28 protein-coding genes are annotated in these 26,066 nt (G+C 64.5%); 16 read left to right on the top strand and 12 right to left on the bottom strand.

Annotated features, from left to right (window positions below; all coding sequences use genetic code 11):
- Nucleotides 1-33 precede the first annotated feature (33 nt).
- On the bottom strand, nucleotides 34-978 hold the full coding sequence (locus ACOOFO_RS04570; RefSeq protein WP_420428476.1) for an anti-sigma factor family protein: 945 nt from the start codon (nucleotides 976-978) through the stop codon (nucleotides 34-36).
- The gene (locus ACOOFO_RS04565; protein ID WP_420428475.1) at nucleotides 975-1,511 is read right to left on the bottom strand and encodes an RNA polymerase sigma factor; all 537 of its coding nucleotides are present in this window, start codon (nucleotides 1,509-1,511) and stop codon (nucleotides 975-977) included. Before ACOOFO_RS04565 ends, ACOOFO_RS04570 begins: the two co-directional genes overlap by 4 nt.
- 141 nt (nucleotides 1,512-1,652) lie before the next feature.
- Here ACOOFO_RS04565 and ACOOFO_RS04560 point away from each other — a divergent pair, with 141 nt between their 5' ends.
- Nucleotides 1,653-2,045 carry a DUF4168 domain-containing protein gene (locus tag ACOOFO_RS04560; protein WP_420428474.1) on the top strand — a complete coding sequence of 131 codons (393 nt, stop codon included), beginning with the start codon at nucleotides 1,653-1,655 and terminating at the stop codon, nucleotides 2,043-2,045.
- Between the two features lie 141 nt (nucleotides 2,046-2,186).
- On the opposite strand, the gene trpE is transcribed toward ACOOFO_RS04560, so the two are convergent.
- Nucleotides 2,187-3,620 (bottom strand): anthranilate synthase component I, encoded by a 1,434-nt coding sequence (gene trpE, locus ACOOFO_RS04555; protein ID WP_420428473.1) that lies wholly within the window; start codon nucleotides 3,618-3,620, stop codon nucleotides 2,187-2,189.
- Nucleotides 3,620-4,309, bottom strand: coding sequence for a ribulose-phosphate 3-epimerase (rpe, locus tag ACOOFO_RS04550; protein WP_420428472.1), 690 nt, complete (start codon nucleotides 4,307-4,309; stop codon nucleotides 3,620-3,622). Before rpe ends, trpE begins: the two co-directional genes overlap by 1 nt.
- A gap of 97 nt (nucleotides 4,310-4,406) precedes the next feature.
- Here rpe and ACOOFO_RS04545 point away from each other — a divergent pair, with 97 nt between their 5' ends.
- Both ACOOFO_RS04545 and ACOOFO_RS04540 read left to right on the top strand, forming a co-directional pair.
- Nucleotides 4,407-5,309 (top strand): phosphoribosylaminoimidazolesuccinocarboxamide synthase, encoded by a 903-nt coding sequence (locus ACOOFO_RS04545; RefSeq protein ID WP_420428471.1) that lies wholly within the window; start codon nucleotides 4,407-4,409, stop codon nucleotides 5,307-5,309.
- Between the two features lie 90 nt (nucleotides 5,310-5,399).
- Nucleotides 5,400-5,735, top strand: coding sequence for a DUF6489 family protein (locus ACOOFO_RS04540; protein WP_420428470.1), 336 nt, complete (start codon nucleotides 5,400-5,402; stop codon nucleotides 5,733-5,735).
- Between the two features lie 110 nt (nucleotides 5,736-5,845).
- Here ACOOFO_RS04540 and ACOOFO_RS04535 read toward each other — a convergent pair whose 3' ends face one another.
- Nucleotides 5,846-6,343, bottom strand: a complete 498-nt coding sequence (locus tag ACOOFO_RS04535; protein ID WP_420428469.1) for a hypothetical protein — start codon at nucleotides 6,341-6,343, stop codon at nucleotides 5,846-5,848.
- 139 nt (nucleotides 6,344-6,482) lie between these two features.
- Here ACOOFO_RS04535 and ACOOFO_RS04530 point away from each other — a divergent pair, with 139 nt between their 5' ends.
- From ACOOFO_RS04530 to ACOOFO_RS04520, 3 genes are all read left to right on the top strand, one after another.
- On the top strand, nucleotides 6,483-7,820 hold the full coding sequence (locus ACOOFO_RS04530) for a YihY/virulence factor BrkB family protein (protein ID WP_420428468.1): 1,338 nt from the start codon (nucleotides 6,483-6,485) through the stop codon (nucleotides 7,818-7,820).
- Nucleotides 7,821-7,888: 68 nt separating this feature from the next.
- Entirely contained in the window at nucleotides 7,889-9,550 is a 1,662-nt protein-coding gene (locus ACOOFO_RS04525; RefSeq protein WP_420428467.1) for an AMP-binding protein, read from the top strand.
- Nucleotides 9,551-9,643: 93 nt separating this feature from the next.
- Nucleotides 9,644-10,060: a MerC domain-containing protein gene (locus ACOOFO_RS04520; protein ID WP_420428466.1), complete on the top strand. Its 417-nt coding sequence runs from the start codon at nucleotides 9,644-9,646 to the stop codon at nucleotides 10,058-10,060.
- A gap of 21 nt (nucleotides 10,061-10,081) precedes the next feature.
- Here the strand turns inward: ACOOFO_RS04520 and minE are convergent, their stop codons facing one another.
- Together minE and minD are read right to left on the bottom strand one after the other, a co-directional pair.
- Complete coding sequence (minE, locus tag ACOOFO_RS04515) at nucleotides 10,082-10,375, bottom strand: cell division topological specificity factor MinE (RefSeq protein ID WP_420428465.1); 294 nt, start codon at nucleotides 10,373-10,375, stop codon at nucleotides 10,082-10,084.
- An 8-nt stretch (nucleotides 10,376-10,383) separates the two neighbouring features.
- Nucleotides 10,384-11,193 carry a septum site-determining protein MinD gene (minD, locus tag ACOOFO_RS04510; RefSeq protein ID WP_420428464.1) on the bottom strand — a complete coding sequence of 270 codons (810 nt, stop codon included), beginning with the start codon at nucleotides 11,191-11,193 and terminating at the stop codon, nucleotides 10,384-10,386.
- Between the two features lie 201 nt (nucleotides 11,194-11,394).
- On the opposite strand from minD, the gene ACOOFO_RS04505 reads away from it, so the two are divergent.
- The gene (locus ACOOFO_RS04505; RefSeq protein ID WP_420428463.1) at nucleotides 11,395-12,030 is read left to right on the top strand and encodes a hypothetical protein; all 636 of its coding nucleotides are present in this window, start codon (nucleotides 11,395-11,397) and stop codon (nucleotides 12,028-12,030) included.
- Between the two features lie 25 nt (nucleotides 12,031-12,055).
- Here the strand turns inward: ACOOFO_RS04505 and minC are convergent, their stop codons facing one another.
- Nucleotides 12,056-12,820, bottom strand: a complete 765-nt coding sequence (gene minC, locus ACOOFO_RS04500; protein WP_420428462.1) for a septum site-determining protein MinC — start codon at nucleotides 12,818-12,820, stop codon at nucleotides 12,056-12,058.
- A 326-nt stretch (nucleotides 12,821-13,146) separates the two neighbouring features.
- Here minC and ACOOFO_RS04495 point away from each other — a divergent pair, with 326 nt between their 5' ends.
- Entirely contained in the window at nucleotides 13,147-14,607 is a 1,461-nt protein-coding gene (locus ACOOFO_RS04495) for a circularly permuted type 2 ATP-grasp protein (RefSeq protein ID WP_420428461.1), read from the top strand.
- A 2-nt stretch (nucleotides 14,608-14,609) separates the two neighbouring features.
- Nucleotides 14,610-15,554, top strand: a complete 945-nt coding sequence (locus ACOOFO_RS04490) for an alpha-E domain-containing protein (protein ID WP_420428460.1) — start codon at nucleotides 14,610-14,612, stop codon at nucleotides 15,552-15,554.
- Nucleotides 15,555-15,569: 15 nt separating this feature from the next.
- On the opposite strand, the gene ACOOFO_RS04485 is transcribed toward ACOOFO_RS04490, so the two are convergent.
- Nucleotides 15,570-16,385: a peptidase gene (locus tag ACOOFO_RS04485; protein WP_420428459.1), complete on the bottom strand. Its 816-nt coding sequence runs from the start codon at nucleotides 16,383-16,385 to the stop codon at nucleotides 15,570-15,572.
- Between the two features lie 117 nt (nucleotides 16,386-16,502).
- Here ACOOFO_RS04485 and ACOOFO_RS04480 point away from each other — a divergent pair, with 117 nt between their 5' ends.
- Together ACOOFO_RS04480 and ACOOFO_RS04475 are read left to right on the top strand one after the other, a co-directional pair.
- The gene (locus ACOOFO_RS04480; RefSeq protein WP_420428458.1) at nucleotides 16,503-17,096 is read left to right on the top strand and encodes a 2-hydroxychromene-2-carboxylate isomerase; all 594 of its coding nucleotides are present in this window, start codon (nucleotides 16,503-16,505) and stop codon (nucleotides 17,094-17,096) included.
- Nucleotides 17,093-18,004, top strand: coding sequence for an alpha/beta fold hydrolase (locus ACOOFO_RS04475; RefSeq protein ID WP_420428457.1), 912 nt, complete (start codon nucleotides 17,093-17,095; stop codon nucleotides 18,002-18,004). Before ACOOFO_RS04480 ends, ACOOFO_RS04475 begins: the two co-directional genes overlap by 4 nt.
- On the opposite strand, the gene phaC is transcribed toward ACOOFO_RS04475, so the two are convergent.
- Together phaC and ACOOFO_RS04465 are read right to left on the bottom strand one after the other, a co-directional pair.
- Nucleotides 18,001-19,083, bottom strand: coding sequence for a class III poly(R)-hydroxyalkanoic acid synthase subunit PhaC (gene phaC / locus ACOOFO_RS04470; protein ID WP_420428456.1), 1,083 nt, complete (start codon nucleotides 19,081-19,083; stop codon nucleotides 18,001-18,003). The two genes, ACOOFO_RS04475 and phaC, sit on opposite strands and share 4 nt — an antisense overlap.
- Before the next feature lie 2 nt (nucleotides 19,084-19,085).
- Nucleotides 19,086-20,051: a poly(R)-hydroxyalkanoic acid synthase subunit PhaE gene (locus tag ACOOFO_RS04465; protein WP_420428455.1), complete on the bottom strand. Its 966-nt coding sequence runs from the start codon at nucleotides 20,049-20,051 to the stop codon at nucleotides 19,086-19,088.
- A 240-nt stretch (nucleotides 20,052-20,291) separates the two neighbouring features.
- Here ACOOFO_RS04465 and ACOOFO_RS04460 point away from each other — a divergent pair, with 240 nt between their 5' ends.
- The 5 genes from ACOOFO_RS04460 to purD all read left to right on the top strand — a co-directional run bounded on the left by ACOOFO_RS04460 (nucleotide 20,292) and on the right by purD (nucleotide 24,608).
- Nucleotides 20,292-20,732: a hypothetical protein gene (locus ACOOFO_RS04460; protein ID WP_420428454.1), complete on the top strand. Its 441-nt coding sequence runs from the start codon at nucleotides 20,292-20,294 to the stop codon at nucleotides 20,730-20,732.
- A gap of 74 nt (nucleotides 20,733-20,806) precedes the next feature.
- On the top strand, nucleotides 20,807-21,985 hold the full coding sequence (locus ACOOFO_RS04455) for an acetyl-CoA C-acetyltransferase (protein WP_420428453.1): 1,179 nt from the start codon (nucleotides 20,807-20,809) through the stop codon (nucleotides 21,983-21,985).
- A gap of 35 nt (nucleotides 21,986-22,020) precedes the next feature.
- A complete protein-coding gene (gene phbB, locus ACOOFO_RS04450) occupies nucleotides 22,021-22,776 on the top strand; it encodes an acetoacetyl-CoA reductase (protein ID WP_420428452.1) in 756 nt (251 codons plus the stop codon).
- 62 nt (nucleotides 22,777-22,838) lie between these two features.
- Entirely contained in the window at nucleotides 22,839-23,282 is a 444-nt protein-coding gene (gene phaR / locus ACOOFO_RS04445; RefSeq protein ID WP_420428451.1) for a polyhydroxyalkanoate synthesis repressor PhaR, read from the top strand.
- Between the two features lie 57 nt (nucleotides 23,283-23,339).
- Nucleotides 23,340-24,608: a phosphoribosylamine--glycine ligase gene (purD, locus tag ACOOFO_RS04440; protein ID WP_420428450.1), complete on the top strand. Its 1,269-nt coding sequence runs from the start codon at nucleotides 23,340-23,342 to the stop codon at nucleotides 24,606-24,608.
- On the opposite strand, the gene mgtE is transcribed toward purD, so the two are convergent.
- On the bottom strand, nucleotides 24,601-25,956 hold the full coding sequence (mgtE, locus tag ACOOFO_RS04435; protein ID WP_420428449.1) for a magnesium transporter: 1,356 nt from the start codon (nucleotides 25,954-25,956) through the stop codon (nucleotides 24,601-24,603). The two genes, purD and mgtE, sit on opposite strands and share 8 nt — an antisense overlap.
- Nucleotides 25,957-26,066: the final 110 nt, after the last annotated feature.

Raw genomic sequence — 26,066 nt, 5'->3', positions numbered from 1 at the left:
GCCTTGCAGCGGACCGACGCGCGCTGCGCACCTTTACAGCGAGGAGTCCTTGACCATGCCCTCGTAGTGCACGCTGGCGGGGCGACTGGGTGCATTGCCGGCTCGAGGCCGGCCTTCATCCATGCGCACCACTGGCGACCGTGCGGGCGTAGCTTGTTCGCCCTTGCTCCGCGCGGCAATGGCCGTCCCTGCCTCGACCAGCGGGTTGCGCAGGCGTGTTGTGCGGGCAATCCGCTCCAGTTCACCCGAGGCGAGCGGTGTCTCCGCCGCCAGCGCGTAGAGTCGATGGCCGGCGCGCCAATAGACAATTTCGTGGCCATCCTGGACACGCCGATGCAGCTCCGGTGGCTGGGCGTGCGCTTCCTCGGTCACGAAAAGCCGCAAGGCACGCCCCCGAGCGTCTTCATAACGGGCCTCCGTGGTTGCATGGGCACCGGCTGTCACGCTGCGCTGGTCCTGCAGCGAGAAGCCCAGGCGGTCGAGATCGGGCAATGCCGTCCGAAGCTGCGCACTCGACGCCGCGCTGTGTGGCTGTGCCACGTCCTCGAGGGAGGCAGCGCCATCCGTCGACAGCGCTGCCACCGCGCCGGCAAAACGATCAAGCCGCGCATCCTCGTTGGCCTGCGGAAAGGCGACCATACGGAGCACCGCAGCCAGGGCCAGCACAGTGCAGGCCGCGACCGCAAACCGACGCTGCCGCGCGTGCACGGCCGCGCGCTGTGCACGCAATGTCCCCGGCTGCAGCCGATCCGGCACCGCTTCCGCCATGACGCCACCGAAGTACGAACGTATGGCCGCGTTCTGCTGCTGCCAGGCCTGCACCTGCATGGCAGCCGTCGGATGCGCGCGCAGATGGTCACGGATGCGGGCAGCGCGCACGCTGTCCGGCGCAATGCGACCATCCGCCAGCGCCATCAGATCGCGCTCCTGGACTGCTTCGGCCTCGGCTGTCTGCGATGTATCGTCGTACTGACTCATTTCACCCTCCTCAGCGTCGGCGCAGGGGTCTCGGTGTCGGAAGGGGCGCGCTCCTCGAGGGCACGCAGTTGTTCGCGACCGCGCGACAACCGGGAACGCAGGGTGCCGACCGGGATATCAAGCACCCAGGCCGCCTCTTCGTAACTCAGGTCGTCAATGGCAAGCAGGACGATGGCCTCGCGTTGGGCCGCGGGCAGTGACTGCAGTCGCCGTACCGTATCGCGCACCTCAAGCTGCGCCGGTCCCGCGTTGCCGGCCTGCCCCGGATCCACCACCGATTCCAGCGGCATGGCCGCATCGTGGTGGCGTCCGTCGCGGCGACGGTTCAGATAGAGCCGATGCAGCATGCGAAACAGCCAGCTGCGCAGACGCGCTGTGCCGCGCCAGAGCCGCCACTTGCGCATAGCGCGCTCCAGACAGTCCTGCACGAGATCGTCGGCTTCGGCCGGATGCGCCGCCAGCGTGCGCGCATAACGGCGCAGATGCGGAATCTCCGCTGCCAGCAACCAATCGAATTCTTCGCGTGAGGCCACGAGCCTCCCCTTGCCGTATTGAGGCGATATCTCAACAAACACACAAAAAATCTGCTGGTTCCATGGAACCCGTCCCGGCTGACCCGTGTGCTTGGGTCGTGGTCATTCACCACGAACACTTGAATCTTCAGGAGTACCGCAATGAAGCAACGCAACGCCAGCCGCTTTATCGCCCCCGCTGCCCTCGCCATCGCCTTGGGCGCATCCGGCGGCGCCCTCGCGCAGCAGAGCGGCGCGCAGGCACAGCAGGGCGCGGCGACTGCCCCGCAGGCCCAGGAACTTGAGGTCACCGATGCGCAGATCGCGAGCTTCGCCGAAGCCCAGGCGCAGGTGGCGGAGATCGGGAAGACCTATACCCCGAAGATGAAGGAGGCCGAGTCGAAGCAGGCCATGCAGGAGACACGCCGTGAGGCGCAGCAGGAGATGGTTGCCGCGGTGAAGTCCTCGGGCCTGAGCGTGCAGAAGTACAACCAGATTGCACGCGCAGCCCAGAATGATGAAGCGCTGCGCTCGCGCATCCAGTCGGCGCAGTAAGGCGTCTTGCGCGGCGGGGCACCCCGACGTGCCCCGCCGCTCTCGGGCCGGCATGGGGACGGCCTGACCCAACCGTGTATCAGATCACCCTGCAGCGCCTGTAGACCGACCGCGACCAGGCAGCGGCGCGCGGATTGCGCCTCAGAGGGCGGTCGCTTCGCCTACCGCACGCAGCATGGCGCGCGCCTTGTTCATGGTTTCCACCCATTCCGTATGCGGGTCCGAGTCGGCCACCACACCGGCGCCGCTCTGTACATGCACCTGGCCGTCGTGGATCACGGCAGTGCGAATGGCAATGGCCATGTCGAGGTTGCCACCGCCTCCGATGTAGCCGACCGCGCCACCATAGATGCCACGCCGTACGGGCTCGACTTCCTCGATGATCTCCATGGCGCGTACTTTCGGGGCTCCGGACAGGGTGCCCGTGGGAAAAGCCGCCATCAGCGCATCCAGCGGATGGGTGTCCGGCGGCAGGCGTCCCACCACATTGGACACGATGTGCATGACGTGACTGTAGCGCTCGATGAGCATGCGCTCGGTCAGTTGCACGCTGCCGGTCTCGCAGACGCGGCCGACATCGTTGCGGCCGAGGTCGATCAGCATCAGATGCTCGGCCAGCTCCTTTGGATCGGCGAGCAGTTCCTCGGCCAGGCGCCGGTCCTCCTCTTCGGTGGCGCCACGCGGACGCGTGCCGGCAATCGGACGCACATGCATGTCGCCGTCCTCGACGCGGACCAGAATTTCGGGGCTGCTGCCCACGACGTGGTGGTCTTCGAGATTCAGGCAATACAGATAGGGCGACGGATTCAACCGCCGGATGGCTCGGTAGAGGTCCAACGGCGGGTGCGTGAAGGGCGCGGACAGGCGCTGGGACGGCACCACCTGCATGACATCGCCAGCGCGGATGTATTCGCGGATGCGCTCAACCACCGCGCAGAAATCGGCCTGGCTCATGCCGGAGGTGAATTCGGGGATGGGTGCATCCTCGATCGCCATGCGATAGTCCGCTGCCACCGGCTCGGACAGTCGTGCCTGCCAGCCATCGAGGCGGGCTTCGGCTGCCTGCGCATCGGCGTCATCGCCGCTGCGGCAATGCGTCACCAGATAGAGCAGCCCCCGCAGATTGTCGAAGATGACCAGATCCTCGCTCTTCATGAGCAAGGCTTCGGGCAGGCCCAGTGGGTCTGGATTGGCGCAGGCCACGCGTGGCTCTGCATAGCGGATGCAGTCATAGCCGATGTAGCCGACCCAGCCGCCGTCGAAGCGCGGCAGTCGCGGATCGCGCTCGATCGGCGTCTCCGCCACCGCATCGCGCAGCCACGCCATGGGCGCCTCGGGCGTCAGCGATTCCACCACCACGCCGTCGATGGAGCGCGTGATGGTCCCCTCCTTCAGCCGCAACACCTCGCGCGCGGGCAGCCCGATGAAGGAGTAACGCCCCCAGCGCTCGCCGCCGTGCATGGACTCGAACAGATAGGTGAAGGGACTGTTGGCCAGCTTGCGGTAGACGCCGACCGGCGTATCGAGGTCTGCGGGCAGCGCGCGCACGACACTCTTGCGGGTCGCCTCCACCATCAGACGCTGTGCACGCTGGCGATGGCCGCGCGCATGTCCGAGATCACCTTGGCGTAGTCGCTGGCACCAAAGATGGCCGACCCGGCGACAAAGGTATCGGCGCCGGCAGCGGCGATCTCGGCGATATTGTCCACCTTGATCCCGCCGTCGATCTCGAGCCGGATCTCCCGCCCCGAATCCTCGATGCGGCGGCGCGCGGCACGGAGCTTGTCCAGCGCCGAGGGAATGAAGCGCTGCCCGCCGAAGCCCGGGTTCACCGACATCAGCAGGATCATGTCGACCTTGTCCATGACCCAGTCCAGCACATCCAGCGGCGTAGCGGGATTGAAGACCAGTCCGGCCTGACAGCCGGCGTCGCGAATCGCGGCCAGGCTGCGATCGACATGACGCGTGGCTTCGGGATGGAAGGTGATGATGCTGGCACCGGCGCGCGCGAACTCCTGCGCGATGGCATCGACCGGCTCGACCATCAGATGGACATCGATGGGCGCGGTGACACCGTAGTCGCGCAATGCCTGGCAGATCACCGGGCCGAAGGTGAGATTCGGCACATAGTGATTGTCCATGACATCGAAGTGGATCATGTCGGCGCCGGCGGCGAGGACGGCATCGACTTCAGCGCCGAGCCGCGCCATGTCGGCCGACAGGATGCTGGGGGCGATACGAGGAGGGAGAGGGGAGGCGTTCATGGGCGCGAATTGTGCCTGCATCGCCGGCGCGAGGGCCACTCATGGCGCCGAGAAAGGCACAATGCGGACCCTTTCGAGTGGTTTGGGAGTTCCTTGCATGTCCGAAGCCCCCGCAGCGCTCTCCGAGTCGCGCATCACGAGTCTGCCCCTGGTACACCAGGGCAAGGTTCGCGACGTCTACGCCTGGGATGACGACCATCTGTTGATCGTGACCACGGATCGGCTGTCGGCCTTCGACGTGATCCTGCCTCAGCCGATCCCGGGCAAAGGTGCGGTGCTGACGCGGATGAGCACTTTCTGGATGCAGCGCTTCGGCGATGTCGTGCCGAACCATCTCACCGACCTCGATCCGGCCGACAAGCTGACGGCGAAGGAAGCCACCCGCGTGGCTGGCCGTGCGCAGGTCGTGCGGCGACTGAATGCGCTACCCATCGAGGCGGTGGTGCGTGGCTTCCTCGCCGGCAGTGGATGGAAGGAGTATCAGCGCGCGGGCACCGTCTGCGGGGTGGCCTTGCCGTCTTCGCTGCGCCAGGCGGAGAAGCTGCCGGAGCCGATCTTCACGCCCGCCACCAAGGCCGAACAAGGCGCGCACGACGAGAACATCTCCTTTGCCGCCGCAGCCGAGCGGGTTGGTACTGCCGTGGCAGAGCGCGCACGCGACCTCAGCATCTGGCTATACAAGCAGGCTGCGGGCTATGCGCTGGAGCGCGGCATCATCATCGCCGACACGAAATTCGAGTTCGGGCTGGACGGCAAGGGCCAGATCGTTCTCATCGACGAGGTGCTGACACCGGACTCCTCCCGCTTCTGGCCGAAGGCGGACTATCGCATCGGGGTCAGCCCGCCTTCCTTCGACAAGCAATACGTCCGCGACTACCTGGAAGGGATCGACTGGGATCAGACCCCGCCTGGACCCGATCTTCCCGATGAGGTCGTGCGCAATACCGCAGCGCGCTACGCGGAGGCGGAACGGCGCCTGATGCCCCTTTCAGCCGGTTAAGACCGAGGGATACGGGCATCGAAAGGGCGCGCTATGCTAGGTGGAAGAGACCAGCCCGCCAGTGAAGACCTTGGGGAGCAGGAGACCAGCATGCAGATCCGCATCGAAATCGACGTCAAACCGGAAGAACTGCGCCGCTTTCTCGGTTTACCGGATGTCGCTGGATTGCAGGAGGACATTCTGGCCTACCTGCGCGACAAGGTCGGCGACGCCAGCGATACATTCAGCGATACCTTCCACCCCGGCGACTTCGTGCGGCAGAACATCAGTTCGCTGCGCAAGAACAAGGCGTGGCGCAAGCTGATGGATGGTGTCGAGGCCGTGGAAGCCGAAGAGCGCGAGGAGCGCCGTCGGCAGCGGGCGGCGGCCAGCAAAGGCTCGACCCGCAAGGGCGGAACGCGCAGCGGTGACGATAGCGAGTCTTAGCCATCCCCGAATCGTGCTGTGATCGCCCACAAAAAAGGGGCGCGCCCATGGGCGCGCCCCTTGCCACGTTCCACGCCGCGGCCCGAAGGCCGCCGGCGCGAGCGTCGCGCTTAGGAGCTGGCCTTGGTGGCCGCGCTCTTCTTGGCAGCCGTCGACTTGCTCGCGGTCTTGCGGGCACTGGAAGCCTTGCGCGCCGTCTTCTTGGCGGCTGGCTTGGCAACCTTTTTCTTGCCGTTGATGCTGGCCAGCGCGTCCTCATAGGCCTTGCGCAGGACTTCCGCCAGCTCGGTGCCGGCCTTGGTGGTCAGGTCCACCGAAGCGCTGAAGGCATCGATGACGACCGTGCGGCCCGCCGGCAGATAGTCGGCCGGGTTGGCGGCGACAGCCTTGAGGCCATCGTTGCGGACCTTGATAAAGCTGGTGCGGCCACTCTCGACCAGTTCACGCGCGGCGCTGGACTGCTTCTCGAAGATGGTCTGCATCGTGGGCACCACGATGCCGTTCGCCTTCTTGACCGTCTGCACGGACAACTCGGCGACGTTCTGGGCGCGATTGCTAACATCTTCGACGCGGGTCTTGACGTCGTTTACAACCGTTTCAAAGTTCATGGTTACCACTCCTGCGATGTGCGCAAATGACTAACAATTTCCGAAGAGGCTTGGACCGCCTCTGTTGCGGTGCAACATTTTGTGCGTCGCACAATATGCAAGGCATGCGTTTTTGTCAAGCGTCCTTGACGGTGCACTCGTGCGCCTGACACTGGGCGAGCGCGTCACCGCACTGCAGACCTGGCTGTGGGACGGCGCACACGAACATCGCGTGCACCGTGTGCTGGCCACGGTGACGCGCTACGTCGTCATGCTGATCCGCGATTTCGCGCGCGGCGACCTGTCACTGCGGGCCATGAGCCTGGTGTACACCACCCTGCTGTCGCTGGTTCCGATGTTGGCTCTGGCCTTTTCGCTGTTCAAGGCCATGGGCGTACACAACGCGCTCAAGCCCGCGCTGGAGCAGTTCCTGGCACCGCTGGGTGAGCGCGCCGACGAAGTCACCGAAAACGTCATCGGCTTCGTCGAGAACATCCAGGTGGGCGTGCTGGGTTCCTTGGGTATCGGCCTGCTGCTGTTCGCCGCGGTGTCGCTGATCCAGAAGGTGGAGGCCAGCTTCAACTGGATCTGGCGAATCCATCAGCCGCGCACCTTCGCGGTCCGCTTCAGCCAGTACCTGTCAGTACTGATCATCGGTCCCTTTGCGGTTTTTCTGTCCGTGGGCATCACGGCCTCCGTGCTCAACAGCGCGGTGGTGCAGACCATTGCCAGCGTGGAGCCCTTCGGCACGCTGGTCTACCTGCTGGCCCGATTGACGCCCTATCTGATCATCATCGGCGTCTTCACCTTCCTCTACAGCTTCATTCCCAATACCCGCGTACCGCTGCACGCAGCCTTCGGCGGCGGCCTCTTCGCGGGTGTGCTGTGGCAGTCGGCGAGCATGGGATTCGCTTCCTTCGTCGCCTCCTCGGGCAATTACAACGCGGTCTACTCCAGTTTCGCGATTCTCATCTTCCTGCTGATCTGGCTGTACGTGGGCTGGTTGATCCTGCTGCTCGGCTGTCAGCTGAGCTTCTATCTCGGTCACCCCGAGAATGTGCAGCGCCACGGCCGCGAAAAAGGGGCGCCGCCGCGCCTGATTGAACGCATCGGTCTTGCCGTCGCCGCCGAAACGGTGCGGCGCCATCAGCAGGGGCATCCGGCGGCAACGCGCAATGAACTGGCCCGCACGCTGGCGGCCCCCTCGGAATTCGTCGACCCTGTGATCGACACGCTGATCAGGAAGGGCATCCTCGCCGAGACCGCCGAGATTCCAGGCCGCATCCTGCCGGCGCGGGCACCCGAGTCGATGAGACTGTCCGAATTGTGGGCCACCCTGCGCAGCGGACATCCCGACACCTATCCATTGCGGACCAGCGGAACCCCCGCTATCCACCAGGCGGAGCAGGTATTGCGCCGTGTCGATGAAGCCGTCGATGCCCAACTCGACAACACGGATCTGCGCGCCTGGCTTCACGAGCCGGCCGGCAAAGGGTAGGCTGCGCGCCCGACACGGCGCTTCACTGCCGCCACCGCTGCCCCCGCTCAACAAGGAAGACGCTCGTCGTGGAAGCGATCTGGCTACCCCAATATCCGGAAGGCGTCCCTGCGCAGATCGATATTGCCCGCTATACCTCTCTGGTCGACATTCTGGAGCGCGCCATCGTCGCGCACCGGGATCGCATCGCCTTCGAGAACATCGGTGCCGCACTCAGCTATGGCGATGTCGACCGGCTCAGTCAGGATTTCGCTTCCTATCTGCAAAACCGCCTGGGACTCTCCAAGGGCGACCGCATCGCTCTGATGCTGCCCAATCTGCTGCAGTATCCGGTCGCCATGTTCGGTGCCTTGCGCGCGGGCATCGTCATCGTCAATCTGAACCCAATGGCCGCGGAGCGCGAGCTGCGTGAACAACTGGAGGACTCCGGCGCGCGCGTCGTCGTGGTGGCCGAGCCCTATGCGCATACCCTTTCGCGCGTGCTCGAGCACATTGACATCGAGCAGGTGATCACCACATCGATTGGCGACCTGCAGCCACTCGGCCGACGCATCATGGTCAACGCGCGGGTCCGCCATCTGATGCGCGCGGTGCCGGCGTGGCGCATCCGCGGCCATGTGCCCTTTCGAGTGGCGCTGGCAAGGGGCCACAGCCAACCCTTCAACCGCTGCGTACTGACCCATGCAGATCTCGCCTTCCTGCAATACACGGGCGGCACGACAGGCGCCCCGATGGGGGTGGAACTGAGCCACGGCAATATGGTGGCCAATGTCATGCAGGCGCGCGCCTGGATCGCACCCTGGGCCGAGGAAGGTCGGGAGCGCATCCTCACCGCCCTGCCCTTGCACCACATCTTCGCGCTCACGGCCAACTGCCTGGTGTTCTTCAGCCTCGGGGCGGAGAACGCGCTCATCGCCAATCCACGCGACCGCGCCGGTATGGTCAAGGAGATGGCACGACGGCGTTTCACCGCGATCACGGGTGTCAACACCCTGTTCAGCCGGCTGCTCAATACGCCGGGCTTTGGCGATATCGACTTCTCGGAACTGAAGTTCACGCTTGGCGGGGGCGCCGCGGTCCAAGCGGCCGTGGCCAACCAGTGGCAAAGCGTGACCGGCCGGGCCCTGACCGAAGCCTACGGACTGACCGAGGCCGCACCTGCAGTTGCCATGAACCCGCTCTCCGCTCCGGAGTACAACGGCAGCGTCGGCCTGCCATTGCCCTCGACGGAGGTGTCCATCCGTGAAGACAATGGCCGCGAAGTGGGCATCGACACGGCCGGCGAGCTGTGTGTGCGCGGACCGCAGGTCATGCGTGGCTATTGGCGACGCCCCGACGCCACGCGTGCCGCCTTCACCGAGGACGGATTCCTGCGCACTGGCGACATCGCAACCATCGATGCCGAGGGCTTCATCCGCATCATCGATCGCCTCAAGGACGTCATCATCGTTTCGGGGTTGAATGTCTATCCAAACGAGGTCGAGAGCGTGGTCATCCAGTGCGACGGGGTACGCGAGTGTGCCTGCGTCGGCGTCCCCCACGCCGATACCGACGAGGCAGTCAAGCTGTACGTGGTGCGCGCCGATGAAAGCCTGACGGCCGAGCGTATCCTGGCCTTCTGCGAGCAGCAGCTCAGCCGCTACAAGCTGCCGCGCAGCATCGTATTCGTGGAGGAACTGCCCAAATCCGACGTCGGCAAGGTTCTGCGCAAGCAGTTGCGCGAACACTGAGGCCGGAGGAACAAAGCCGTAGCCGCTGGACACGTCCTCAGGAGGAAGGGGCCTTATGTTATTGTGTAACGTTCATCGCTTGGCCTCCTCCCCGTGACCGCACCCAACGCCACCATGCCGCTGCGCAACGCTCCCATCGATCGGCTCGCCATCGCTCTGTCCGGAGTATGCGCGGTGCATTGCGTACTGGTGGTCGCCGCCATCACGGCGATCCCGATCTGGGGACTGGGCTGGCTGACGGCGCCGCATTTTCACGAGTGGTTTCTGGCAGCCGCGCTGGCACCCAGCGCCATTGCGCTGCTATCGGGTTATCGACGCCACCGCAGTGCGGTGGTGGTGGCGATGGGTGTCTTGGCATTGGCATTGATGGCACTGGCCATCGCGCTCAGCACCCTGGAGGCGGTGTCGCCCCGGGGAGAAAGCGTGGTCACGCTGAGCGGCGCCGGCCTGCTGGCTTTGGCCCATTGGCGCAACCTGCGACTCGGCCGCTGCGGACACGCGGCGCACTGACCGCAGCGACGCGAATGGCGGTCAGGAACCGCTTCCCGCCTTGCTGACCGACCCGCCGCGCTCTTCTTCCGGCAACGCGATATTCATCTCGAGCAGATCAACGCCCTGATCGTGCTGCACACGCACGTGCACGGCGTCGTCCGCCACCTCGGTGTAGCGCCGCACGACTGCCAGCAGATCCTCGCGCAGGCGTGGCAGCCAGTCAGGACCGGCGCCCCGTCCCTCGCGCTGGTGCATGACGACCAGTTTGAGCCGGTCGCGCGCCACATTGGCGCTGTTCTTGCGCTCGTTTCGAAACAGCTTCATCCAATCCATGCGCGACCTCAGGTTCCGAACAGACGGCCGAGAAAGCCCTTCTTCTCGACCTCCACGAAGCGGTGCGCGCGCTCTTCACCGAGGAAACGCGCCACCATGTCGGCATAGGCCGAGCCGGCGTCGGTGGCGGTATCCGCCACCACTGGCACGCCCTGGTTCGAGGAGTTCAGCACCGCCTGCGATTCGGGAATGATCCCGAGCAGCGGAATGGCAAGAATATCGGTGACATCCTCCACCGACAGCATCTCGCCCTTGGCCACGCGCGCCGGGTTGTAGCGCGTCAACACTAGGTGCTCGCGGACCGTACCGTTGCCCTGCTCCGCCTTGCGCGTCTTGGAGGACAGCAGGCCAAGCACCCGGTCGGAGTCCCGCACCGAGGACACTTCCGGATTGGTGACCACCAAAGCCTCGTCGGCAAAGTACATGGCGGCATAGGCGCCATGCTCGATGCCGGCGGGAGAATCACACACCACGTAATCGAATTCCTTGGCCAATTCTTCGAGCACGCGCTGCACGCCATCGATGGTCAAGGCTTCCTTGTCGCGGGTCTGGCTGGCGGCGAGGATGGCGAGATTGTCGTAACGCTTGTCGCGGATAAGCGCCTGGCGGAGGGTGGCCTCGCCCTGGATGACGTTGACGAAATCGAAGACCACGCGCCGCTCGACCCCCATGATGAGGTCGAGATTGCGCAAGCCGACATCGAAATCCACGACGGCCGTCTTGTAGCCGCGTACCGCAAGGCCGGTCGCGAAAGAGGCGCTGGTCGTGGTCTTGCCGACGCCCCCTTTCCCCGAGGTCACGACGATGATCTTTGCCAAGGCTGAGAGCCCCCCGAACGTGATGAGATGATGACGCGCCATGATAGCGGTGTCGCATCGGTCATGTGTGCAGCGCGGCATGCGCATTGGCGCGGCGTCCACGGGGGCCTGACGGGCGCGTCGCGTTGCCCCTCCGCGCCGAAGCCAGTAGCCTGAACCTGAAAGGCGCACTGCGCATCACTAATCGGGGACAGAACAGCTATGAACGCCAGGCACTCACTGTGGGCCGCGGCATTGATCGGCCTTTCCAGCGCGGCCCATTCCGCGGGCAACTACGCCGAAGTCGACCTCAACGTCACGACCTCGGACAACGATTTCGGGAACGGCGTGGAAGACCACTCGCAGGGCATGGGGGTGGCGGCGCGCGGCCGCGTCTTCATCGAGGGCGACTACTTTGTGCAGGGCGATGCCGAAGGGCACTTTACGGAGGGCTCGACCGGCGGCTCCAATTACGACCTCGACAGCCAGCTGTACCGCCTTGGGCTGGGCGCTCAGGACTATGCCGGCTCGCGCGACCTGCTGGCGGCCTTCTGGGTCGAAGTGGTCTACAGCCGTATCGACGTTGCCACGTCCGGGGGCAACGCGGACACGGACAATGTGGGCGGTGCCCTGCAGCTGCGTTTCGACCGTGCCTCGCGCGAGGGCCGCTTCCTGCCCTACCTGCAGCTGGGCTACGTCAGCACCGATGACTTCGACGGCGCCGAGGCGCGACTGGGCAGCCGGCTCAATCTCTTACCGGTCCAGCCCTATGCCGAAGTCCGCTACTTGGATCGCGACGGCGACGGCGGCGGTTTCGAACAGGTGTCCTTTGCCGCCGGAGCCCGCTTGGCCTTCTGAGTGAGGTCGCGGCAGTCGGCGCTCGCTAGTCCAGGCTGCTGAACTGCAGATCGTCACCGTCCAGCCACACCTGCACCGGTTTGCCGCTGAGCTCGCCGCGCATGCGCTCGGCAACATTATAGACGCCGGCACAGGCCACCAGTTCGGGCTCGAAACGCCGACAGAAAATGCGCGCCGTGGCATCGCCGCGGGCACCGGCGATGGCGCGGCCACGCAACGCGCCGTAGATGTGGATATGGCCATCGGCGATAACTTCCGCGCCCGGGCTGACCGTTCCGAGCACGATCAGGTCACCGCCCTCGGCATAGATCTGTTGCCCGGACCGCACCGGGCTCTGGACGACCCGTGACCGCCCTCCGGCCGTGACAGCAGCGGCAACCGCCTTGTCCTGCGCTTCTTGGACGGGGCGCTCCGCGTGGCTCGTGGTACGCGCACGGGTCGGCATAAGCGCATCCTCGGGCAGCACAGCCAGCCCGCATGCCGGGGCGGTGGGAGCAAGCTTGCCGTCGGCCACGCCGAGCACGCGCAGACCGTATTCCCGCGCCACTTCAAGCAGGCTGCTACAGGCGGTGTGATGGGCCGCATCCAGGATGATGGGCATGCTGCGCATGGCTTCGGGCAGTGCCTCCGCCCATGCACGGAACTCGGCCACCGTATCGGAGGCGCCACGGGCGCTCATGCGCACCCGCGTGATGGGCAGCATGACTCCCTTGACCTCGGTTGCAGGCGTACTGGCAGTTTCGTTCACAACGATTCGGCGTCGGACATAAGGGTGCGCATTATTGCGCATGCAGCCGAAAGGCTCTTTGTGGCCACGCCAGCTCGGAATGGCCCGCCTTTTGCAATGCCTTTCACGCCTCCCTCCTTCTCGAAGTGGTCCATGCCCTGTCGCGAACTGCCGTTGCCGCATTGCCTGCTCGACCATGCCTCCGCGCATGGCCTGAGCCGGCCAAGCACGGGAAAGCGGCCACGCGGATGGCCGCGACTGCAACCCTGCGGTGGCGGTGATCTCCCGCACGAATTGGTACTCCATCGCCATTCCCGCTTACAGTACGGTCTGGGCATCCGTTGTCCGAACGGCCTGCCTCCCACACCATCTGATCCGAGTCGTATTTCATGACGGAGCTCACCAATTGGGCACGCTATCGATCCAGCACCTATGACGAGTTGATCGGCCCGGACGGGAAACCCCGTCCGGCCGCACGTGCCCTCACGGCGTATCTGAGCGGCCTGACGGCGGCCGAACTGGCTGACCGTCGCCTTGCCGCCGAACTCGCCATCAAGTCGCTGGGGATCACCTTCACGGTGTACAGCGAGGGCCGCAACGTCGATCGCGCCTTCCCCTTCGATGTCATCCCGCGCACCATCGAGCGCAGCGAGTGGGATCGCACAGAGGCGGGCTTGAAGCAAAGGGTCACTGCCCTGAACTGCTTTATCGCCGACATCTACGGCAAACAGCACATCGTGCGCGACGGCATCTTCCCGGGGGAGCTGCTCGAGAAATCGGTCAATTTCCGACCGCAGTGTGTGGGCGTGCGACCGGCCGGGGACATCTGGGCGCACATCTGCGGCTCGGATCTGGTGCGCGACAGCGACGGCACGATCTATGTGCTGGAAGACAATCTGCGGGTGCCCTCCGGCGTGTCCTACATGCTGGAAAACCGCATGGTGAACAAGCGCGTCTTTCCGGAGATTTTCGAGTCGAGCACCATTCTCCCGGTTGACGCCTACCCAGCTGAGCTGTACGACATGCTCGCCAACCTGTCCCCCCGGCCGGCCGACCAGCCGGTCATCGGCCTGCTGACGCCGGGCATTTTCAACAGCGCCTATTTCGAGCACTGCTATCTCGCCCTGCAGATGGGGGTCGAGCTGGTCGAAGGACCGGATCTCTTCGTCGGCGACGACGACTGCTGCTACATGCGCACCATCTACGGCCCGCAGCGCGTGGATGTGCTCTATCGCCGCATCGACGACCTCTTCATCGACCCCGAAGTCTTTCATCCGGACTCCGTGCTGGGCGTGCCGGGTCTGATGCGCGCCTGGCGCGCCGGCAACGTGGCGCTGGCCAATGCGCCGGGTGCTGGCGTGGCCGACGACAAGGTGGTCTACGCCTACGTGCCAGAGATGATCCGCTACTACCTGCAACAGGACGCCATCCTCCCCAATGTGCCGAGCTATCTGTGCATGCGCGAGGACGACCGCCGCTACGTGCTAGATCACATCGACGAGTTGGTGATCAAGCCGGCCAATGAATCCGGCGGCTACGGCATGTTGATCGGCCCGCGCGCGACCAAAGCAGAGCGTGCGGCCTTCGCCGAACGCCTGCGCGCCGATCCGCGTAACTACATGGCCCAGCCGACGCTGGCCATTTCCACCGCCCCGACGCTGACCGATGACGGAATCGAACCCCGACACCTTGATCTGCGTCCCTTCATCCTGGCGCGAGAAGAGCCCTACGTCACCACGGGCGGCCTGACGCGGGTGGCCATGACCAAGGATTCGCTGGTGGTCAACTCTTCGCAGGGAGGAGGCGCGAAGGACACCTGGGTGGTCGATCTCGACGACGGAGGCAACTGATCATGCTGTCGCGTACCGCGGAAAACATCTATTGGTTCGGACGGCACCTGCAGCGCATCGAAAATACGGCCCGGCTGGTCAACGTCCATGCCTACCTGTCGTTGGATCTGCCGCGCCATGTTCCCCTTTCATGGGGCTCGCTGGTCGAGATTCTTGGTGCCTGGTCGCAGTTCTCAACGCGCTACAACCAGGGCAGCGAGGCAGAGGTCGCACATTTTCTGATTGCCGACGAGCAGTTCCCCGGCTCGCTGCGCTGCACGCTGTCGCTGGCGCGGGAAAACCTCCGCGCCACGCGCGAGACCATGCCGAACGATATCTGGGAGCGGGTCAACGAACTCTACGCGCTGGTCAGTGCGCGCGGCGAGTCGGTGACCTATCGCCGCATTCGCACGGATCTGCTTCGCGAAGTCATTGATCAATGCCTGACGACAGTGGGCATGCTGGTCAGCAACATGAGTCGCGGCGTGCCTTTCCAGTTTCTGCGGCTGGGATTGGCGCTGGAGCAGGCCGACATGACCACGCGCATCATTGATGTACGCTCTTCCGGCGCCGTCGGCGACGGTCAGCGCGATGAGTTGACGCCTTTTCGCACCATCCAGTGGATGAGCGTGCTCAAGAGTCTGCATGCCTACCAGATGTACCGGCGCCAACAGCGCACCCGCGTCAGCGCGCCACGCGTGCTCGCCTTCCTGCTGCACGACCGCAACTTCCCGCGCAGCGTGGCCTGTTGCCTGGGAGCAATGCAACAGACTCTGCCGCGGTTGCCCGAGGGACACCGCGTCACCGAGGCGGTGATGGCAGTCGACGCGCTTCTGGAGCGCAGCGACGTGGCCGGACTACTGGCCGACGAGGACAACACCGCGCTGGGTCAGCTCCTGGATGACATCCAGCTTGCGCTGGGCCAGGTGCACAACCGCATCGACCAGCATTTCTTCCAGCCGGACTGACCGCGGACAGGGGGCTCAGGATCCCAGCGTGTGAACCGTGGCGCTGGAGGACTGAGCCTGGGCGCCCACATCCGGGTGATTGCTGCCGAGCGGGCTGCCGGTTTCCCAGTCAAAGCGTGGCAGCTCGGCGAAGACCGCTTCCAGCTTCTTTTCCCAGCCTTCCTTGAGTTGTCGGTAATAGGGCGTGTCGGTATCCAGCCGCATCTGATGGCTGATGTTGAGTTGGCCTTCCGGCACCAGCGCAAGATCCACCGGGGGCCCCACCGACAGATTTGAACGCATGGTGGAATCCAGCGACACCAATGCGCAGCGCGCGGCATCCTCAAGCCGGACACCGGGACGGATGATGCGATCCAGGATCGGCTTGCCGTACTTGTGCTCGCCGATCTGCAGAAAGGGCGACTCCGGCGAGGCCGAGATGTAGTTGCCGAGCGGGTAGATCAGATACAACTGCGGCGCCTCGCCGGCGATCTGCCCGCCGAGAATGAAGGTGGTCTCGACAGTGGTCGTCGACGAGGGTGCGTCGCCTGCCACCTGCTTCTGGGCGCGCTGCGACAGACCGCCAATGTACTCGGCCACATCGAACATCGTGGGCAGATTGCGCAGAGAGGGCCCGGCCACATCGGTCTCGCAACCCCGCTTGATGGCGGTCAGCACGGTTTGTGTGGTGGCCAGGTTGCCCGCCGACATCAGCACGAAGACACGATCGCCCGGGAAGGCGAAGGTGTGCATCTTGTTGTAGGTCCGGACGTCGTCGACCCCCGCACTGGTGCGGGTGTCGGAGGCGAAGACCAGGCCTTCGTCCACTTTGATGGCTATGCAGTAGGTCATGGATGCGGCGACAAGGTCACCAGACAGTGCGGGCACCCATTGTACGGCCGCAGCATGAGCGCGCGGCAAAAAGCGCGCATGGCATGATGGCGCGGCCTCAACAAGACCCATCGCGCCATGCACCCCATTGAATTCTTTTTCGATCCCGTCAGTCCCTACAGCTATCTCGCTGCCACTCAACTGGACAGCCTGGCGGCGCGCTGCGGAACAACGGTGGTCTACAAGCCGATGCTGCTCGGTGCCGTGTTCAAGGCCACAGGCAATCGCATGCCGGCTGCGGTACCCGCCAAGGGCCGATACATGCTGACCGACCTGCAGCGGTGGGCCGCATTCCATCAGGTGCCCTTCCAGTTCCCCGCTGTCTTCCCCACCGACAGCAAGCTGGCCCAGCGCATTGCCTGCACGCTGCCCGAAGCCGAGCGGCCGCGCTGGACGCTTGCCGTGATGCGCGCCTACTGGGTCGATGGCCACGACATCGGTACCGAAGCCGGCGTACGCCATGCACTCGAGACCCTCAGCATGGACGCTCCTGCTGCCATTGAAGCTGCGCAGGGCGAAGACGCCAAGGCGGCCTTGAAGCAACTGACCGACGAAGCTGTGTCTCGCGGCGTCTTCGGCGCGCCCAGCTTCTTCTTTGGCGACGCCCTCTTCTGGGGATTCGATCGCCTGCCGCTGCTGGAGCACCACATCAAGCATTCAGCAGCTGCGTGAACACACACAACCGGAAGGTGCACTGCCGTGGCCTGGATTTTCAGGTTGCACACTGGGGGGAGGACGCGCCACCACGGCTCGTACTGCTGCACGGCTGGGGCGACTGTGGCGCCACCTTCGCGCCGTTGTGCGCGCATTGGGCGCGGCGCGCACCGGTGGCGGCACCGGATATGCGGGGATTCGGGCAAAGCGCGCACGCAGGGCCGCACTATTGGTTCGCCGATTATCTCGCCGACCTCGATGCCATCCTGGATGCGCTCAGCCCGACGCAGCCGCTGGCACTGATCGGTCACAGCATGGGGGCACAGATTGCGAGTCTCTACGCGGGGATTCGCCCCGAGCGGATCGCGCAGCTGGTCATTCTTGACGGGCTGTTCCTTCCCGACACGCCCAGCGATCAGGCGCCCAAACGCTATCGCGGTTGGCTACACCAGCTACAGGAACCCCCGCAGACGCGCGTCTATCCCGATTTTCACAGCCTCGCCACTCGCATCCAGAAGCAACACCCCAGACTGAGCGCAGAGCGCGCTCTGGACGTGGCACAGGCATGGGCCCGGGAAGTGGACGGGGGTGTACAACTGCGCATGGACCCGCGCCACCGCATGCGCGGTCCACTACTGTTTCGCGCCGCCGAGTCCAAGGCAGTGTGGCAACAGATCACGGCGCCGACCCTGTTCCTGGATGGCGCTCAGTCCGCCTTTGCACAGGCTATTGATGCATGCGAGCGCGATGACCGCCGCGCCTGTTTTCGACATCGTGACGAAAAGGTACTGGAGGAGGCGGGTCACATGCTCCATTTCGACGCCCCGGAGCAGACCGCAGCCTGTATCGATGGGTGGCTCGTCGCACAGGGATGGCCGGGTGGCGATATCCAGGACGCCACCACCCGGCCAAACGAACCCGCCTAGTTGCGTGCGATCAGCCAGTCACTGATCGCCGGCGACACCAGCTTCTGCGACTTGCCGCTAACGTAGATACCGATATGCCCACCGGGAAACTCGAGTTCCTGGTAGTCCTTGGTACCGACCTTGCTTGCCAGGGCCTTGGAGGCCGCGGGCGGCACCAGATGGTCATCGCGCGCGTAGATGTTGAGCACCGGCATAGTCAGACGATCCAGCCGGATCTGGACGCCGTCGATGGACAGCGCATCCTTGACCAGCTCGTTGTCCTGATGGAACTTGCGTACGAACTCGCCATAGCAGGCACCTGCCTGATCCGGACTGTCAAAGATCCACTGCTCCATGCGCATGAAGCTGCGTACCGCCTCCGGATCGTCGCCGATGTCGAGCAGCGCCAGATACTTCTGCACGTTGAGCTGGAAGGGCTTGAGTGACACGTAGGACACATTCAGCACATCGCCCGGGATATTGCCGAAGGCCTGCACGGCCTGGCCAACATCGGCGTGCATCGCCCACTTGGTGAGCAGATTATCCGGCGTCTGGAAATCCACCGGCGTCACCATCACCGTGAGATTGGCGACCTTGTCCGGGTTGGCGGCGGCGTAGCACAGGCTGAAGCAGCCACCTTGGCAGACACCCAGCAGATTGACGGCATCACTGCGCGTCAAACGACGCACTTCGTCGACGCAATCGTCGATATAGCCGAAGATGAAGTCCCCTAGAGACAGCACGCGATCGGCCGGATCCGGATAGCCCCAGTCGATCAGATAGATGTCATGACCGCGCTTGGTCAGCGAGCGGATCAAAGATTTCTCCGCTTCGATGTCCATCATGTGCGGCCGGTTGACGAGGGCGTAGCAGATCAGAATCGGCGGCGCCTTGCGGTTGCCTTCACCGGCGTAGCGGTACAGCCGCACCTTGTCCTGCTGGTAGACGCATTCGCGCGCCGTGGCACCGTTGGTTTCGTCCTGCAGGCCGCGCAGATTGGCCTGCAATGCGCCGAACTTCATCTGCCAGTTGGCCATTTCCTGCATGGCCTTCTGAGGGTCGATCGCCACGGGCATATTGGGCATGGAGAAGCCGGTCATGATTAATCCTCGTGTTGGGTATTGGTCGCGGCGTTCTTGCGGGCCGCGGAAGCACGCTTGCTGCTGGCCTTGCGTGCGCTCTTCTTGGTTGCAGCCTTCTTGGCCGCCGGAGCCGCTGGCGTGGCTCCACTGTGCGCTGCCGTCTCTTGCTGCCCCTCGACCAGCGCACGCAGCGCCGCAACTTCCCGCTTGAGGGCACGAATGTCCCGGCGTGCCTGCTGCAGACGCTCGTGGCTGGTCTGCATTTCGGCGCGCGTCGGCAGGCCAATGGTTTCGAGCTGGCTGTCAAGCCACTTGGAGCGTGCGATCTTGGCGCGCGACATTGCATCCGTGAAGCCGCCGAAGGCGCGGCTGAATGCGTCACTGTGCGCAATTTCGGCGAAAGCAAGCTCGCCTGCTTCGATCCACAGATCGATCATGCCGCGCAGCGAGGTCACAGGCTGCCCCGAGTGCGTGCGCTGCTCGATCAGCTGGGCCAGCGCCTTCTGGAACTGCTCGGGAAAGCCGGAAAGAGCCTCCTGCAGCTTGGCGATGGCCGGCCCCATCTGCGCGTGCACATCGGCCAGCTCCTGCATCTGCCGGGTTACTTCGCGCGACAGCCCCAGCGGGGCCATTTGCTCATCGAGCAGATTCTGTATGCCGGAATGCATGGCACCGCTGCCACGAGTGGCGCCAGCGGCGTTGCCGAACAGCTCGCTCCAACGTTCCCACTGTGTCGTCATCGAGTCGGACAGCGCGGTGGCAGCCTTCTGCCACTCGGCCGTTGCAGCGTCCTTGCCGTCGGGCATGGCCTGACGAATCTGCGCAAAGAACTGCTGCATCCAGGCCGTCGGGTCTTGTGCACTTGTTGCACCCCCCGTTTGCCAAGCCGACCAATCGAAGGGATTCTTGAGCGGACTGGACACGTTGGAGAAAAAGGGATTGTTGGCTGCGGCGCTAAAGGGCCAGCTCCAGTTGGGGTTCTGCATAACTACTCCTCAGGTTGCGGCGGGCCCAGCCCGTCAGGTTTTTGCACTGCAGAGATTACGCCCTTAGGAAAAGGAGCGCAAATCCAGGACCGCAAAGCTGCAACATTAAAAAACAGTGGGTTATATGTAATTGTAGGGTTTACACTTACTACTAATCGCCAGCGCAATTATTTTGCATTGCAAAAACTCTGGTGCTATAGTGGCCTCGCCATCCAGGCAAGACCCCTACAGGAGCTAACGATGAACTACCCCTTCAATGACATCACCGACGCCTTCGGTCGCATGGGCAAGGCCGCCCTCGAACCGGCCACCCTCGCCGGCGAGAAGCTGATCTCCACGACCGAAGCCATGGCCAAGGCCAACCAGGCGCAGGCGGTCGGTGCGATGCGCGCCGCCCACGACGCGGTTCCGGCCTTTGTCAACGCCGATTCCCCGAAGGCCGCCTACGAAGTCTTCGAACAGCTGGGCGAGAAGATGAACACCCTGGGTCAGAGCTACCTCGACGAGCTCACCCAGCTTGGTAACCAGCAATTCGGCGCCGCTGCTGCCGTTGCCGAGCAAGCCATGACGGCCGGCTCGACGATCTTCAGCGAAGGCCTCGACCTGGTCGTCGGTCTGACCGAGACCGTGCTGTCCACGGTGAGTGGCAAGGTTGCCGAAGCTCAGCAAGCCGCTGCATGAGGCGGTCCTAGTGGCCACTGTGGCGCATTCGCCGCAGTGGCCTTTTCTATTGATCACATGGGAGGAGACATTCAATGGAATGTGTAATCACCGCCGCGGCACGCACGCCGGTCGGCAGTTTCGGGGGCGGACTGGCATCGCTGCAGGCCACCACGCTGGGAACACAACTGGTCCGGGCTCTGCTGGCGCGCGCCGCCATTGACCCCGCCTCGATTGATGAAACCATTCTTGGCCAGGTCCTGGCAGCGGGCTGCGGGCAGAACCCGGCGCGCCAGACCGCCATCCATTCCGGCATTCCGCAAGAAGTGCCGGCAATGACGATCAACAAAGTGTGCGGCAGCGGCTTGAAAGCCGTGGCGCTGGCCGCGCAGAGCATCCGCGCCGGCGACGCGCACACGGTACTGGCTGGCGGTCAGGAAAGCATGTCCAATGCGCCGCACGTGCTCGATGGATCACGCGACGGCAAGCGTCTTGGCCATTGGAATCTGCGTGACAGCATGATCGTTGACGGGCTGTGGGACGCCTTCAATGACTTCCATATGGGCGAGACCGCCGAACGCCTCGCGGACAAGTACGCGATTTCCCGCGCCGAGCAGGACGCTTTCGCGGCAGAGTCCCACGCCAAGGCCGCCGCTGCCTGGGACAGTGGTGCCTTCGATGACGAAGTCGTTCCGGTGGAAGTGCCGCAGCGCAAAGGTCCGCCAAAAATGGTGGAACGTGACGAGGGCATCCGTGCCGACACCACGGCCGAAGGTCTGGCCAAGCTGCGCCCGGCATTCCGCGGCGAAGGCTCGGTAACCGCCGGTAACGCCTCCAGCCTGAACGATGGCGCCGCTGCTCTACTGGTGATGTCGGCCGAGCGCGCCCGCTCGCTGGGACTGGAGCCCCTGGTCACGATCCGCGCCGCAGGCAGTGCCGGTGTCGACCCCGCCACCATGGGCATCGGCCCGGTGCCCGCTACCCAACGCTGCCTGGAGCGCGCGGGCTGGACGATCAAGGATCTCGACCTGATCGAAGCCAACGAGGCTTTTGCTGCCCAGGCGCTGAGCGTCGGGCGCGAACTGCAGTGGGATCCCGCGCGCGTCAACGTCAACGGCGGAGCGATCGCCATTGGCCATCCGATCGGCGCATCGGGAGCCCGCGTGCTGGTCACTCTGATTCATGCCCTGCGTCGGCGGGGTGGCGGTCGCGGCCTCGCGACCCTGTGCATCGGTGGCGGTCAGGGCGTGGCCCTCGCCGTCGAAACCCCCTAAAGCGTCACCCCATAACAACGAAAGGAGTACCCCTCATGCAAGTCGATCTGAAAAACCGCGTCGCCCTCGTCACTGGCGGCAGCGGTGCCATTGGGCGCATCATCTGCGTCTACCTTGCCCGTGCCGGCGCGCGCGTGGTGGCGAGCTGCTCGCACATGGACGCACCCAGCGCCAAGGCGCTGCAGAAGGACGCACACGACAACGGCTGGAATATCGCGCTGCAACCCTTCGACGTGGCCAGCTTCAAGGAAACCCAGGAGGCGGTGGAGGCAATCACGGCGGAGCACGGTCCCATCAGCTTTCTGGTCAACGGCGCCGGCATCACGCGCGACGCCCCGCTCAAGCGCATGACGGAAGAGCAGTGGGATCTGGTCATGCGGGTCAATCTCGATAGCGTCTTCAACACCTGCCGCACGATTGCCCCGAGCATGGCGGAGAACGGATTCGGCCGCATCGTCAATCTGTCCTCCATCAACGGGCAGAAGGGCCAGTTCGGACAGTGCAATTACTCGGCGGCGAAGGCAGGCATGCACGGCTTCACGATGGCGCTGGCGCAGGAAGTGGCTGCCAAGGGAGTGACCGTCAACACCATCTCCCCCGGCTACATCGACAGCCCGATGATTCAAGCCGTACCCGAGGAGATCCGCGAAACCATCAAAAAGGACATCCCGGCCAAGCGCTTCGGTCAGCCCCGTGATATCGCCGCGGCAGTGACCTACCTCTGCTCGGAACAGGCCTCCTTCGTCACGGGTGCCAATCTGCCGGTCAACGGCGGTCACTTCATCCATTAGGGCCCCTTGTGGCCGGGCGGTGCAGGACAGCATCGACCGGCCACACGGCGTATCATCGTCGCATGACTGCCGCGCGCCTCATACGCAAGTATCCCAACCGTAGGCTCTACGACACCGCGCAGGCACGGTTCATCAACCTCGATGATCTCCGCCAGATGGTGGTGGACGGCGAGGAATTCGTCGTTCAGGACAAAACCAGCGGCCGGGACATCACGCGCAGCATGCTGCTGCAGATCATCGTCGAGGCCGAGGAATCGGGAGAGCCGCTGCTCAGTACGCGCATGCTGCGCAACATGATCCGCTTCTACGGCCACATCATGCAGTCTGCGTTCGGCCAGTATATCGAGGCAGCCACCGAACAATTCATGCAACAGCAGGATACGGTCGAACGGCAGTTCAAGCAGTTGATGAGCGGCGGCCCGATGGCTGCCATGAACGATCTGCTGCGTGCACAGATGGGCTTTTTCGGCAAGAAGGACAGCGGTTCCGGCGACAACAAGAAGTAACCACCTGTCATCGGCTAAGCTAGCGCCCCATTCGCAAGCATCGCTGAAGCCGCAAACATGAAAGTGCTGGTCATCGGGGGCGGCGGTCGTGAGCACGCCCTGGCGTGGAAACTGTCGCAATCGCCACGGGTGGACGAAGTCATCGTGGCACCGGGCAATGCCGGAACGGCGCGCGAGGCGGGCTGTCGCAATGCCGAGGTCGCGGCCGAGGACGTCGACGGTCTGCTGCGCTTGGCGCATGACGAGGCGGTGGATTTCACGGTGGTTGGACCCGAGGCACCGCTGGTGCAGGGGGTCGTCGACGCCTTTCAGGCGGCCGGCTTGGCCTGCTTCGGCCCGAACCGTTCGGCGGCGCGACTGGAAGCCTCGAAGGCCTACACCAAGGCCTTTCTCGAGCGACACGGGATCCCGACCGGCGCCTACGCAAGCTTCACCGACGCAGAGGAGGCCTGCGACTGGATTCGCGCACACGGTGCACCCATCGTCATCAAGGCCGATGGCCTGGCGGCCGGCAAGGGCGTCGTGGTCGCGCTGGATGAAGCCACGGCACTCAATGCGGTACACGACATGCTGGCGCTCGGTGATACGGACGCCCAGGTCGTGGTCGAGGAATTTCTGGAAGGCGAGGAAGCCAGTTACATCGTGGTGGCCGACGGTGAAGACTTCGTCGCCTTCCCCGCTTCGCAGGACCACAAGCGTGTCGGCGACGGCGATGCCGGCCCCAACACGGGTGGCATGGGCGCCTACTCACCGGCCCCCGTGGTCACCCCCGATGTGGCACAACGCGTCGAGGAAACGGTCATCCGCCCGACCCTGCGCGGCCTGGTCGCCGACGGCGTGCACTTCACCGGTTTCCTCTATGCCGGCCTGATGATCGGCCCGGACGGCGAAGCGCGTGTGTTGGAGTTCAATGTACGCATGGGGGACCCGGAGACGCAGCCGCTGCTCATGCGCCTTTCATCGGACCTGCTTGAACTGCTGGAAGCCGCCGTGGAGCACCGCCTCGACAAGGTGCAACCGAGCTGGGACCCGCGCGCGGCGTTGGGCGTCGTGCTCGCGGCCCAGGGCTACCCGGCCAGCACGCGCAAGGGTGACGTCATCCACGGCCTCGACCTGCCCTTCGGTTCGAACGTCAAGGTCTTCCACGCTGGCACCAGGCTGGGTGAGGACGGCGCGGTACAAACCCATGGCGGTCGCGTCCTATGTGTCTGCGCGCTCGGCGAGAGCACGGCGTCGGCGCAGACTGCCGCCTACGCGGCGGTGCGCCAAATCCGCTGGGAAGGCATGCACTTCCGCAGCGACATTGGGTGGCGCGCAATCAGCTGACCGCGGGCGCCCCAAGCATAGCGGCGGCAATGGTGAAATAGATCACCACCCCGGTGACGTCGGCGATCGACGCCACCAGGGGCGCGCTCGCGGTGGCCGGATCGACCTTGAGCCGCGACATGGCAAAGGGCAGCGACATGCCGATCAAGCTGCCGACCACGACGACAATAATCATCGTCATCGCCACCACCCAGGCGATATCGACCCCACCCCGCCAGGCCCCGATACCGGAAATGGCCACGGCCATGGTCAAACCAAGCAGGCTGGCCACCAGAAATTCGCGGCCGAGCATGCGGCCCCAGTCGCGCATCAGCACATCGCCGGTGGCCAGAGCGCGCACCATCAGGGTCGAGGCCTGCGAACCGGCATTGCCCGCACTGGCGATGAGCAGGGGCAGGAAGAACAGCAGCGACAGGTGGGTGGAGATCGTTTCCTCGAAGTGCGCGATACCGGCGCCGGAAAAGATATTGCCGAAGACAAGCACCACCAACCAGAACACGCGGCTGCGGTACAGGCTGGTAATGCTGGCGTCACGAATGCTGCCACCGAGGGCACCCGAGGAACCACCGGCCTTGTGAAAGCCCGTGGTTGCCGCCTCTTCCGCCACGTCCATGGCGTCGTCGTAGGTCACGATACCAATCAGCCGCTCCTCCGCGTCCACCACTGGGAGCGCGATAAGGTCGTACTTGGAAATCATGTGCGCCGCTTCGCGCTGCTCCTCGTCGGCGCGACAGTGAATCGGGTCGTGCTTCATGAATTGCTCGACTCGTGCATGCGGCGGCGCGATGATCAGATCACGGAGCGAAACGGTTCCGATCAACCGGCGCAGCTCATCGACCACGTAGGCCTGGTAGATCGTCTCCTTGTCGGGGGCGACGCGGCGGAGTTGCTCGACAGCCTGTCGCGCGGTCAGTTCCGGCGTCAGCGTGGCGTACTCGGAGGTCATGACCGAGCCCACCGTGCCTTCTTCATAGGCAGCAAGCTTGCGGATGTCCTCGCGTTCCACCTGCGCCAGCGCCGGCAGCAGCGTTTCCTGTGCATCCTGCGGCAGCTCGTTGTAGAGGTCCGCGCGCTCGTCGGAGGACATTTCCACGAACAGAGCCACCAGCTCCGGCCGGGTCATCAGCTGCACCACCTCGAGCTGGAACTCGGGTGGGAGGTAGCCAAAGATTTCGGCACGCTCGGTCGCCGCCACCTGCGCGATCAGTCGCCTGACCTGGATGGGCTCGAACTCCGCGAGCATCGCCGCCATGTCCGCCGGGTGCGTCTGTCGCACCAGCGTCGGCACAATCGTGTCGTCACCGTTCAGCGCGGCGCGCAAAGAAAACAGCATGTCTTCGCGTTCCATGGGCCACCTCAGGTTACGCGAGGCGACCGGATACCTGAACTAGTGTGCCGTCGGGTTCCAGCCGCCCTGCACGGGCTGTTGGGATGCGTTGGAGCGGAATATGGAAGCGA

This window comes from Algiphilus sp., assembly GCF_965216485.1.
Taxonomy (GTDB): domain Bacteria; phylum Pseudomonadota; class Gammaproteobacteria; order Nevskiales; family Nevskiaceae; genus Algiphilus.
The sequence above is the reverse complement of the archived record's forward strand: the minus strand, read 5'-3'. Positions and strand labels throughout refer to the sequence as shown.

What these genes read in the sequence shown, in the direction of transcription:
- ACOOFO_RS04505 (WP_420428463.1), top strand. Translation starts at nt 11,395, where the DNA reads ATGAACGCCAGGCACTCACTGTGGGCCGCGGCATTGATCGGCCTTTCC.
- phaR (WP_420428451.1), top strand. Translation starts at nt 22,839, where the DNA reads ATGACTGCCGCGCGCCTCATACGCAAGTATCCCAACCGTAGGCTCTAC.
- ACOOFO_RS04480 (WP_420428458.1), top strand. Translation starts at nt 16,503, where the DNA reads ATGCACCCCATTGAATTCTTTTTCGATCCCGTCAGTCCCTACAGCTAT.
- mgtE (WP_420428449.1), bottom strand. Translation starts at nt 25,956, where the DNA reads ATGGAACGCGAAGACATGCTGTTTTCTTTGCGCGCCGCGCTGAACGGT.
- ACOOFO_RS04545 (WP_420428471.1), top strand. Translation starts at nt 4,407, where the DNA reads ATGTCCGAAGCCCCCGCAGCGCTCTCCGAGTCGCGCATCACGAGTCTG.
- ACOOFO_RS04535 (WP_420428469.1), bottom strand. Translation starts at nt 6,343, where the DNA reads ATGAACTTTGAAACGGTTGTAAACGACGTCAAGACCCGCGTCGAAGAT.
- phaC (WP_420428456.1), bottom strand. Translation starts at nt 19,083, where the DNA reads ATGACCGGCTTCTCCATGCCCAATATGCCCGTGGCGATCGACCCTCAG.
- ACOOFO_RS04485 (WP_420428459.1), bottom strand. Translation starts at nt 16,385, where the DNA reads ATGACCTACTGCATAGCCATCAAAGTGGACGAAGGCCTGGTCTTCGCC.
- rpe (WP_420428472.1), bottom strand. Translation starts at nt 4,309, where the DNA reads ATGAACGCCTCCCCTCTCCCTCCTCGTATCGCCCCCAGCATCCTGTCG.
- minE (WP_420428465.1), bottom strand. Translation starts at nt 10,375, where the DNA reads ATGGATTGGATGAAGCTGTTTCGAAACGAGCGCAAGAACAGCGCCAAT.
- ACOOFO_RS04495 (WP_420428461.1), top strand. Translation starts at nt 13,147, where the DNA reads ATGACGGAGCTCACCAATTGGGCACGCTATCGATCCAGCACCTATGAC.
- ACOOFO_RS04540 (WP_420428470.1), top strand. Translation starts at nt 5,400, where the DNA reads ATGCAGATCCGCATCGAAATCGACGTCAAACCGGAAGAACTGCGCCGC.
- purD (WP_420428450.1), top strand. Translation starts at nt 23,340, where the DNA reads ATGAAAGTGCTGGTCATCGGGGGCGGCGGTCGTGAGCACGCCCTGGCG.
- ACOOFO_RS04455 (WP_420428453.1), top strand. Translation starts at nt 20,807, where the DNA reads ATGGAATGTGTAATCACCGCCGCGGCACGCACGCCGGTCGGCAGTTTC.
- minC (WP_420428462.1), bottom strand. Translation starts at nt 12,820, where the DNA reads ATGCGCAATAATGCGCACCCTTATGTCCGACGCCGAATCGTTGTGAAC.
- trpE (WP_420428473.1), bottom strand. Translation starts at nt 3,620, where the DNA reads ATGGTGGAGGCGACCCGCAAGAGTGTCGTGCGCGCGCTGCCCGCAGAC.
- ACOOFO_RS04570 (WP_420428476.1), bottom strand. Translation starts at nt 978, where the DNA reads ATGAGTCAGTACGACGATACATCGCAGACAGCCGAGGCCGAAGCAGTC.
- ACOOFO_RS04560 (WP_420428474.1), top strand. Translation starts at nt 1,653, where the DNA reads ATGAAGCAACGCAACGCCAGCCGCTTTATCGCCCCCGCTGCCCTCGCC.
- phbB (WP_420428452.1), top strand. Translation starts at nt 22,021, where the DNA reads ATGCAAGTCGATCTGAAAAACCGCGTCGCCCTCGTCACTGGCGGCAGC.
- ACOOFO_RS04460 (WP_420428454.1), top strand. Translation starts at nt 20,292, where the DNA reads ATGAACTACCCCTTCAATGACATCACCGACGCCTTCGGTCGCATGGGC.
- ACOOFO_RS04490 (WP_420428460.1), top strand. Translation starts at nt 14,610, where the DNA reads ATGCTGTCGCGTACCGCGGAAAACATCTATTGGTTCGGACGGCACCTG.
- ACOOFO_RS04465 (WP_420428455.1), bottom strand. Translation starts at nt 20,051, where the DNA reads ATGCAGAACCCCAACTGGAGCTGGCCCTTTAGCGCCGCAGCCAACAAT.